9 protein-coding genes are annotated in these 9,567 nt (G+C 31.1%); 4 read left to right on the forward strand and 5 right to left on the reverse strand.

Annotated features, from left to right (window positions below; all coding sequences use genetic code 11):
* The first annotated feature begins 370 nt into the window (after positions 1-370).
* Entirely contained in the window at positions 371-1,384 is a 1,014-nt protein-coding gene (gene galE / locus RH98_RS13990; RefSeq protein WP_010256283.1) for a UDP-glucose 4-epimerase GalE, read from the forward strand.
* A 124-nt stretch (positions 1,385-1,508) separates the two neighbouring features.
* Here the strand turns inward: galE and RH98_RS13995 are convergent, their stop codons facing one another.
* From RH98_RS13995 to RH98_RS14015, 5 genes are all read right to left on the reverse strand, one after another.
* Positions 1,509-1,919 carry an adenylyltransferase/cytidyltransferase family protein gene (locus tag RH98_RS13995; protein WP_010256285.1) on the reverse strand — a complete coding sequence of 137 codons (411 nt, stop codon included), beginning with the start codon at positions 1,917-1,919 and terminating at the stop codon, positions 1,509-1,511.
* Between the two features lie 143 nt (positions 1,920-2,062).
* Positions 2,063-3,184, reverse strand: a complete 1,122-nt coding sequence (locus RH98_RS14000) for a GNAT family N-acetyltransferase (protein WP_010256288.1) — start codon at positions 3,182-3,184, stop codon at positions 2,063-2,065.
* Positions 3,185-3,239: 55 nt separating this feature from the next.
* Positions 3,240-3,770 (reverse strand): GNAT family N-acetyltransferase, encoded by a 531-nt coding sequence (locus RH98_RS14005; protein ID WP_010256292.1) that lies wholly within the window; start codon positions 3,768-3,770, stop codon positions 3,240-3,242.
* Between the two features lie 232 nt (positions 3,771-4,002).
* Positions 4,003-4,863 (reverse strand): Ig-like domain-containing protein, encoded by an 861-nt coding sequence (locus RH98_RS14010; protein ID WP_010256295.1) that lies wholly within the window; start codon positions 4,861-4,863, stop codon positions 4,003-4,005.
* 167 nt (positions 4,864-5,030) lie between these two features.
* Positions 5,031-6,584, reverse strand: a complete 1,554-nt coding sequence (locus tag RH98_RS14015; protein WP_010256298.1) for a hypothetical protein — start codon at positions 6,582-6,584, stop codon at positions 5,031-5,033.
* 374 nt (positions 6,585-6,958) lie between these two features.
* On the opposite strand from RH98_RS14015, the gene RH98_RS14020 reads away from it, so the two are divergent.
* The 3 genes from RH98_RS14020 (at position 6,959) to RH98_RS14030 (ending at position 9,372) form a co-directional block, all read left to right on the forward strand.
* Positions 6,959-7,207, forward strand: a complete 249-nt coding sequence (locus RH98_RS14020; RefSeq protein WP_010256300.1) for a hypothetical protein — start codon at positions 6,959-6,961, stop codon at positions 7,205-7,207.
* The gene (mqo, locus tag RH98_RS14025) at positions 7,204-8,787 is read left to right on the forward strand and encodes a malate dehydrogenase (quinone) (protein ID WP_010256302.1); all 1,584 of its coding nucleotides are present in this window, start codon (positions 7,204-7,206) and stop codon (positions 8,785-8,787) included. The genes RH98_RS14020 and mqo overlap by 4 nt, the downstream gene beginning before the upstream one ends.
* A 270-nt stretch (positions 8,788-9,057) precedes the next feature.
* The gene (locus RH98_RS14030) at positions 9,058-9,372 is read left to right on the forward strand and encodes a transposase (protein WP_010256304.1); all 315 of its coding nucleotides are present in this window, start codon (positions 9,058-9,060) and stop codon (positions 9,370-9,372) included.
* Positions 9,373-9,567 lie beyond the last annotated feature (195 nt).

The raw sequence follows: 9,567 nt of genomic DNA on the forward strand, positions 1-9,567 counted from the left end.
ATATATAAATGGTAATAAATGAAAGTAAAAGTAATTAAAAAATAAATACTTTGTTAAGAAATAGTTTATTTAAAATATTTTTTAGATATGTAGTGTTTAAAAATGAATCAAAGTAATTTAAATTGAGAATAATGTCATCTTATAAACATATATCTTTCGAGTTTAAGTTAGTTACTAGTGATATGTGGTTCTTTAAGTGATTGTATTGTTTGAGAGAAAAACTAATTTACCTATGAAAAATAAAGTAATGTTATGTGTTGAAATTATTTTACCTTTGATTTTGGGAATTGTTTAGGAGAGCATAGGTAGTGTATTATTTATAAATACATAAGCGAAAACATCACTTTAGCGTTAATCAAAAAAGAAAAGAATGAAAATAGTAGTAACCGGGGGACTAGGTTTTATAGGTTCACATACCGTTGTGGAGTTACAACAACAGGGATTTGAGGTAATTATAATTGATGATTTATCTAATTCAGAAATTACTGTATTAGATGGCATTGAAAAAATCACAGGTATTCGCCCTGAATTTATGCAAATGGATTTAAGAGATAAAACTCTTGTGAATTCTTTTTTTACTAGCAATCCTAAAGTGAAAGGTGTTATTCATTTTGCAGCTTCTAAAGCAGTGGGAGAGAGCACAGAGAAACCTATATTATATTATGAAAACAATCTTGTGCCTTTACTTAATATCCTCGCAAATTTAGAGCCTCAAGATAAAAGTTATTTTATTTTCAGTTCTTCATGTACCGTTTATGGGCAGGCTGATAAAATGCCAATTACAGAAGATGCACCTATTAAAGAGGCATTTTCACCATACGGAAATACTAAACAAATAGGTGAGGAAATAATCAGAGATGTTGCCAAGGTAAGTAATGTGAATGCTGTTTTATTGCGTTATTTTAATCCAATAGGAGCGCATGAGTCAGGGCTTATAGGAGAATTGCCATTAGGGGTACCTCAAAACCTTATTCCGTTTATCACCCAAACCGCTATAGGTAAACGCAAAGAATTGTCTGTCTTTGGTGATACTTATAACACACCCGATGGCACGTGTATCCGTGATTATATTCACGTTGTAGATTTAGCAAAGGCGCATGTAGCTGCACTAATTAGGTTAATAAAGGAAGAAAACAAGCAAAAAATAGAAATATTTAATGTAGGGACAGGTAAAGGATCCTCGGTAATGGAAATTATTAAAACCTTTGAAAAAGTAAGCGGACAAGTTTTACCTTATAAGATAGTAGATAAAAGAGAAGGCGATATTACACAAGCCTTTGCGTGTATTAAAAAGGCAAATGAAGTTTTAGGTTGGAAAGCCACGCTTTCTTTAGAAGATGCATTGTTAAGTGCATGGAAATGGGAACAATCTAGATTGAAATAATACAGTAAAAAAACCTACATAGCTAGACTCTCCCCAAAAAAGTTGGACACTTTTTAGGGAGAAGTCTACTAGGTAATTAACTACAAGTTTTTTTATTATACCTTTTTTAAAATCTATAAGAATATTACTTTGCTTTATTTACTTTCTTGAAAAATTCAAGTTTTTTGGGACGAAGATCCATTTTATTGTAATAGATTTCTATACCTACTCCTTGGCAATATTCTTTGGCGGTAAATGGCTTTTTTCTATACTCTTCTCCAATTATACGAATATCAATTTTAAAAGATCGAAGTATATCTTCTAAGTCTTCTTCATTCTCATATGGAACTATTTCATCTACGTATTTACATCCTTTTAATTGAATATAACGCTCAATTAAGCTCCTAGGGTCTTCATCATACTTAGTAACTTCTCTTTTGGGATTAGTATTTAATCCAACAATAAGGTAATCACATTGTCTTTTGGCTTCTTCTAGCATTTTCACATAGCCAGCGTGAAGGGTTTCAAATGCTGTAAAAGTAATTCCTGTTTTCATGAGTTTGTTTGATTTGATAAGGTTTTACTAAAATAGAATTATTTTTACTTTTATTGTATAATTATTTATTTAATTATTGTTAAAAAATAGATTGTTTTTATTTTTTTAAATATTCTGGTGCTTTAAAGAAGAGTAAAATACTTTTAAATATAAAGTAAGTATTGTTTCATTTCTCGCATTCTATTTTTAAATACACTGGGTTCGATAATAAATTCTTTTGCCTTTGTAAAGTTTAAGTTTTTAGCAACGGCAATACTCTTTAGATTATCTTTCTCAACACTATAGATAATATAACAAGTTGATAGTTCTGTTTTGCAAATATCAATAAGGGTAGTTACAATCTCTGTTGCATATCCTTTTCCTTGTGCTTGTTTTTTTAACCAAAGCCCAATTTCTACGCTTTCACAATTAATATCATTTAATGCGCAACTGCCTAAAAATTCGTGTGTCACTATATCTCTAACCACTAAGACTAAGGCAGTACCTTTTTCTACTTCTAAACCAGAGCGGCGTATATATTCTTTTAATAGCGCAGTTTCTTTTGTAATATCAAAGCTTAAGTATTGAGAAATTTCTGGAGTAAAATGAGTTGTGAAATGCTCTATATCTTCAGGTGTAATTACACTAAACATGAGTCTTTGGCTACTCCATTTTTTTGAAAGAGAGAAGGGTTGACGTTTTTGATCTTTAATCATTTTAAGAATTGTAAGAAGATCTTCTAGGTGTCCTTGACTAATTAAATCCATCCCTTGTAATTGTGCTACTATGTCTTTATATGCCAAGAGTACTTCTTTTGTGTAATGCCAAGCATCGTCAAAGAATAATTGAGCATTAGCCGTAGCCCATAAAAGTTCATCTTTGTCTTTGCTCTGATAAGGCTCCCATAAATAAACAGATGTTGGTTTCCATATATCACTAGAGAAAGTTTTACCTTCAAATTCATTAGAATCTAAGAAAACTTCCCACTGATAGGCAACTGCTTTTGCTATTTTAAGTATGATTCTTAAAAGTAGACTTTTATTTGCTTGGTCTGTTTGTAACTTTTTAAATAGAAAGTGTAATACAATAGGGGTGGTAATAATTACCCCTCCTTTATGCTCAATAAGTCCAGCTAGTGTAACTAGAGCCATTCGCTGATCGCTTGTATTTCCATTTTCGATAACATTTATTATAGTTGGAACATCAATTGCTCTTCCTTGAAAATGTACCAGGCGATCCCAGGGTATTGTACTATAATCTATATTTTCTAAAGGTAATGTAGTCATTTATAAGTATAAAAAAAAGCTTTAAAAAACATTTTGTTTTTAAAGCTATTGTGAGTTATTTATTATTTTCTTTGCGGTATTGCAGCATATTTAATGTTTTTTCCTGGCTGATATTTCTAATAAAAGAGCTATGATATTTATAGCCTAATTTCTCAGCAATCTTAATACTATTTACATTGTCTTTCTCGACATTGTAAATTAGATAATCCACATCAAGATTGTCATTTACATATTTCTCTAATCCATTGATAAGTTCAGTTCCAAAACCTTTTCCAAAGACTCCTTCTTTTAACCAAATTCCAAGGGCTATTGACTCCTTATTAATATCATGGATACCGCAGCAACCAATAAACTCGTTTGTCTCTTTTAGTGTAGCAACTAAAGTAATGTCAGTTCCTTTTTCAAGTACTGATAGGCTATAGTCGATAAAACCTTGTGTATCTTCAATTTTACCAGTTGGAATAAAAGGTAAGAACTTTGCTACAGTAGGGGTTAAAGCTTCAAATATATCTTGTTTATATTTTTCATTTACAATTTCAAAATGTAAACGTTCAGTATCAAATGTGATATCTTTATTTAGTTTCATCTATAATATGATTTTCATTGTTTATTAGCTCTTTAACGCAAAAGTGGTTTGTTATATACTTTTTTATAAAAGTATTTATAATTGCAAAAATAAGAAAAGAATCTTTGGGGTGGTAGAAAGTGTTGATTATTGATCTTGAAAGTAAAACTAATTGTAGGTAATAAAACCAACAAGGGCTCATTATAAGAATTGAGCCCTTGCAGATGTGTAAGTAATAATAAATCAAAATTAATTAGAAATCCCAAAGAGGACCAGTAAGGTATCTTATTGTTTGTAAATTGCCTAACTGTTGATGTTCATAAGGGGCGATGACAACTATAATTTTATTCTCTCCATCATTATAAGTATATGCATACATAGTCTCTGACTCATACATAGTAGGGTCTAGTGGAGCAAAACCTAATGGTAGTAAGGATTTATCTATAAATTCTCTTGCCTCTTTAAGACCTTTATATCCTACAAGATAAGTTTGAGCTGCATTTCCATAAAGGGTTTCAATAATACCTTCTTTTTGCTCTAATGCATTTTTAGTTCGGTAGTTTAGATATTCTTCTTCTTCTTCTTCTGGAATCATTAAATCTTCTCTGCGGTATGTAGAGTTATACTTTTGTAATTGTTTGTCGATATATAATTCTGCAGCTTGTTGTTCTTCTCTACTTGCATTAAGTTTTAAATAAGCCAGCGCATGTTTATTATCAACAATACTTATAAACTTAAAGTCAATCGGAATTTTTCTAGATACAACATTAACTCTGCAGTCTGCTTTAGCATCTTTATACTTTACTGTTATGGTGCTACTACCTAGTTTATTGCCGTTAATATAATATTTGTCCTTAATTACTTCTATTTCTGCTATATCTTTATTTGAGTACTCAAAAGTATAATCACCGTTTAAGTTCTTATCGTTATTAGTAATTTTTAGCTCAACATAGTCTTTTTCCTCAATTTTAGTTTCAGATAAGTTTAGTGAAATCTTTATTTCTTCTTCCACAGGTGTGGTTATAGTGGTTTCATTATTATTATCATCACTTGAGCATGATAATATAAAAGCCAAAATAAAATACATTGGTAAAAATTTGGTTAGTCTTTTCATAATTTTAGTTTTTAGTTAGTTATAAATTTTAAGGCTAATTATTTTGGTATTATATATACTGTTATAAAACGGTCGTGAGGTAATTGAATTAAGCTAGGACTCTTAGTAGATAAAGAATCCTAGCAATTGGAAATAACCACTAACAACATTATTTATTAAGTAATAAATTATTTATTTGATTTTAAGCTTTTAGCCCAGTCATATAATTTTCCTTTGTTATATGATTTAGTAGTTTTTTGCTTTTTATCTGTTGTATTTTTTATACTCTTTGTATTTGGATTGTGATCAACAAAAGGCAATGCTCCTGTATAGGAAGCTGTAATGTTATTGTCTCTATCATCTATTGCATTTAGCTCTACAGTATAATTGTCACCTTGCTTTTTAATAATTACAGTACCAGTTCTAGTAGGTGCGTAACTTTTAAAATCACCATCCTCTATATCAAAATACCACGTTCCCCAGTCAAGTCCCGCTTCAGTTCCTCCACCTTGGCCTGCATTACCTGCTATTTCTTGGCCTAATTTGTATTGACCAGTTGGTATATCTTTGGTATCATCTAATGGAGTGTAGATAGTTACTCTTAGCATTTCACCGCTTCCTTCAGTAGCCCAATAGTACTGTGGATAAGCAGTCAACCCTTTATTATAGAGGTAGATATTCCATCTATTGTTTTCTTTACCAGGGATTGGTGATTTACCTTTATATTCAAGGTATCCGTAGTTTAAGGCACCTACTTGTTTGTCAGCTTTTAGTTTCGATACCGTGTATTGGTCGCCTTGTATTACTTTTCCTTGATATTTTCCCAGATGTCTAGTCCCATTTTCTAATTGTAAGTTAAAACGTATTTCTTGTCCAGATAAGTGTTCTAAAACTTTAATTGTACCGTCATTGATTAGAAGTTCTTCCTCAATATTTTTCTTACTATCATTGCGTTGAAAATAGGCAAAGGCATAATTGCTCACACCATTGTCTATATCTTCTTGCGAGGCTACCTGAAAAGTTCCAGTAGCTCTTTTACTAGCTGCTTTAAAAGTTTTGTTTGGTATTTGAGCCTCCCATGCCTTAGGTGCCATTTGATCAAAGAAAGATAGCGCAATGTGATAACCATCGCCTTTTAATTCGCCATAACTATTAGCCTGTCCTTGCGTAAAGTAAGTCATATACTCACCCAATCCTGGAGATTGGTAGATATCATCACCCCAATACCACCCATTTTGAATTTCATATTCTACATCATATTTTGGTTGTATATCCATTACTGCTGTGTAATTAATATGATAAGTTAAGTTTTGATTATCAGTTAAACTCCCTTTAATAGTATAAGAAGAGTTATTACCTTGATTAATTTCCAGTTCTCCTGAGGAAAGTGTAAATGTATTTTCTTTATCTACAACAGAGCTATTGGTATGTATTGTATAGAGTGCCTTTGTATTAGAAAAAACATATTTATTTGATTTTAAGTCTATATCTAATAGGTCCTCATCCTTTACTATATCAGAAATAATTTCTAAGGTAAATCTTTGATCTAAGGAGGATAAACTAATAAGGTAATTTCCTTTTCCTTCCGATGTGTTTAAATACGTAGCAGTAGAAGAAATTATAGTTACTTCATTTTTTTGTTCTTCTATTTCCTTAACAGGTGTATTATCATCGCTACTACAAGAGGTAAAAGCGCTACATGATAAGGCTATAAATGCCAATAGATATGTTGTTGTTTTCATAAACTCTTGCCTTTTTTAGTTTATTTGTATTTTTGTTAACTTTTTATTTTATAAAAATAGACAAAAAATGTCTTATTTTACATTGAATAATTAATGTTTAAGCTTTTTTAGTTTGATTTATTTTATTTATGTGTTGGTGTTTGTTAAATAAATAGCTTGTTTTGTTAAGAAATAATATAAGGTATAAGCTTTATAGGGGGGGCTTTAGTAATAAGGCTGTTGTATAAATGATTGCTGTTTTTTTATTTGGTTATAGGTTAAATATTTATATTTGTTGTTATTTATATTATATTTATTTTTAATTATTTGGTTATTTTATGTTAAAATTTGTATTTTTGATAGTGATGAAATGATTAATTAAAATAAATTACTCTATGGAAAATTTTGCTGTGATTAAGAAAGAACAAAAAACACTTCAGATTCTTTCTTGTATATTTTCGTTTTTAGCTTATGTTTTGGCTGTAGTTGCACTTGTTGTAACTATCTATTTATTATTTACCCCTCGTGGTGAAGGAGCTTGGATATTGCCTGCTTTTACTTTTATTATTGGATTGGTGGCTTTTTTATTTTTATTTTCTTTTTCAAAGATTATTAATCTTTTAATTGCTGTTTGTAATAAATGAGAAATAGTATCCTTCTAGTTGTCTTTGTTTTATTGTTGTTTTTTAGTTGTAAAAAACAAGAAACAGAGCAAGAAACTATCGATGTAGTGATGGTAGGAGCAGGGGTTATGAGTGTCACCTTGGCAAATTTGCTTCAAGAGCTTGATCCTTCGCTTTCTATGGTTATCTACGAGCGCCTAGACAATGTAGGTCTTGAGAGTTCGGCTGCACTTAATAATGCAGGGACTGGACATGCAGCCCTTTGTGAATTAAATTATACACCTGAGTTAAGTGATGGAACTATAGATATTAAAAAAGCCATTAGTGTTAATGAGTCCTTTGAATTATCTCGTGAGTTTTGGTCTTACTTGGTTAAGAATAAGGAGATTGAGGATCCTAAAACTTTTATAAATCCAGTTGCGCATATGAGTTTTGTAACAGGAGAAAGTAATAGTGAATTTTTAAAAAAACGCTATGAAGCATTAATTGCTAATCCTCTTTTTACCGGAATGCAATTTTCACAGGATAAAGAAGAAATTAAAAAGTGGGTTCCTTTGATTATGGATGGTAGAGATCAGGGGCAAATAGTAGCTGCTACTCGTATTGAAACCGGTAGTGATGTAAACTTTGGTGCACTGACAAAGCAGTTAGCTAATCGCATTACCAAGTTTGATAATAAAGATATATTATTTAAGCATGAGGTAGTTAATTTTAAGCGAAATCAAGATCACACATGGAAAGTGTTTGTAAAGGATTTAAAGACAAATAAAATAACTAGTGTTAATGCTAAGTTTCTATTTATCGGTGCAGGTGGAGCTACTTTACCTCTTTTAGAAAAGACTAAAATAGCTGAGGCAAGGGGGTATGGTGGATTCCCAGTAAGTGGTGAATGGCTTGTTTGTAATAATCCAGAAATTATTAACAAGCACGCAGCTAAAGTATATGGTAAAGCTGCTGTTGGTTCACCTCCAATGTCTGTTCCTCATTTAGATACACGTATTATAGATGGGAAGAAAGAGTTGATATTTGGGCCTTTTGCAGGCTGGTCATCTAAGTTTTTAAAAAATGGAAGTTGGGTAGATTTACCTGAATCAGTTAACTTTTATAATCTTCGAGCTATGCTTGAGGCAGGTCTTGAAAATATGGCATTGACAGAATATCTAGTGGGTCAAGTATTAATGACGCCAGAACAGCGATTAGAAGCTTTGAAAGAATATATGCCTGAGGCAGAAATGAAAGATTGGGATTTACGCATTGCCGGGCAGCGCGTACAAATCATTAAATTAGATGATACTACAAGTAAAGGAATATTGCAGTTTGGCACAGAAGTTGTTTCTTCACAAGATGGAAGTGTCGCTGCATTACTTGGAGCCTCTCCTGGGGCTTCTACTTCGGTGTCAATAATGGTAAAAGTGATAGAGAAGTGTTTTGCTGATAAAGTTAAGACCCCACAATGGCAAGCTAAGATAAAGGAAATGATTCCATCCTATGGTATTAACCTGCTTTCTGATTTAGAATTGACAAATCGAATTAGAAAGCAAACAAGTGAAAACTTAGGACTTGTCTATAAAGAAATTGACATAGAAAAATTTAAGAAATAATAAGTAGTGATGGTCGAGAGGAAAGAAGTCTTGTTGTAATGACAAGGCTTTTTTTCATTTTGTTAATATCAACTACTTTTTATTTTGCAAGAGGCTATTTTTTTTGAGCATCAAAAGGCTTTTTTACCTAAAACAGACTTGTTTTTACTTTATAGTTTATGATTCAAATTTTTATTTTTTGTTATTATTGTATAATTAATTTATTTAATTATATTAGCCCCTAAATAAGCTGGAGTGAAATTAGTAAATTAATTACATAACTTTGGACTTATGAAATACAAGAAATGGAGCTTATCTGAGAAGCTATCAATTTTACAAGAAGCAGAAGAAAATGGGGCAATAGTAACTTGTCGTAAACACAGTTTAAGTACAGGTACTTTCTACTCATGGAAGAAGAAATTCGATTCTCAAGGAGAATCAGGATTAAGACCTGCTGTTTCTGACAAATCAAAAGAACTTAAAAAAGCAGAGCAAGAGAATAAGATTCTTCGTAAACTACTAAGTGATAAAGAAATAGAATTAGAAGTTCAACGTGAACTGCTAAAAAAAAAGTTTGGGACATCCGATCCAAAAAAGATCTGGTAGATTACTTTTATAGTAAATAGTCGAACCTTAAAAAGTCATTTTAAACTTTAGATTCCAAAATAGTAAGTTGGTTATTGTATAAAACGCTTCTGTAAAGAAGAACCAAAAAGATGATTTACATTTATTCATCATCCTTTTAAAGTTAAATGCAGCTGCAGCTAGCATAATATTGATATTATCTCCTACAATTCCCTT

Origin of the sequence: Myroides injenensis M09-0166, from assembly GCF_000246945.1 — a bacterium.
Lineage (GTDB): Bacteria > Bacteroidota > Bacteroidia > Flavobacteriales > Flavobacteriaceae > Flavobacterium > Flavobacterium injenense.

What these genes read in the sequence shown, in the direction of transcription:
- galE (WP_010256283.1), top strand. Translation starts at nt 371, where the DNA reads ATGAAAATAGTAGTAACCGGGGGACTAGGTTTTATAGGTTCACATACC.
- RH98_RS13995 (WP_010256285.1), bottom strand. Translation starts at nt 1,919, where the DNA reads ATGAAAACAGGAATTACTTTTACAGCATTTGAAACCCTTCACGCTGGC.
- RH98_RS14000 (WP_010256288.1), bottom strand. Translation starts at nt 3,184, where the DNA reads ATGACTACATTACCTTTAGAAAATATAGATTATAGTACAATACCCTGG.
- RH98_RS14005 (WP_010256292.1), bottom strand. Translation starts at nt 3,770, where the DNA reads ATGAAACTAAATAAAGATATCACATTTGATACTGAACGTTTACATTTT.
- RH98_RS14010 (WP_010256295.1), bottom strand. Translation starts at nt 4,863, where the DNA reads ATGAAAAGACTAACCAAATTTTTACCAATGTATTTTATTTTGGCTTTT.
- RH98_RS14015 (WP_010256298.1), bottom strand. Translation starts at nt 6,584, where the DNA reads ATGAAAACAACAACATATCTATTGGCATTTATAGCCTTATCATGTAGC.
- RH98_RS14020 (WP_010256300.1), top strand. Translation starts at nt 6,959, where the DNA reads ATGGAAAATTTTGCTGTGATTAAGAAAGAACAAAAAACACTTCAGATT.
- mqo (WP_010256302.1), top strand. Translation starts at nt 7,204, where the DNA reads ATGAGAAATAGTATCCTTCTAGTTGTCTTTGTTTTATTGTTGTTTTTT.
- RH98_RS14030 (WP_010256304.1), top strand. Translation starts at nt 9,058, where the DNA reads ATGAAATACAAGAAATGGAGCTTATCTGAGAAGCTATCAATTTTACAA.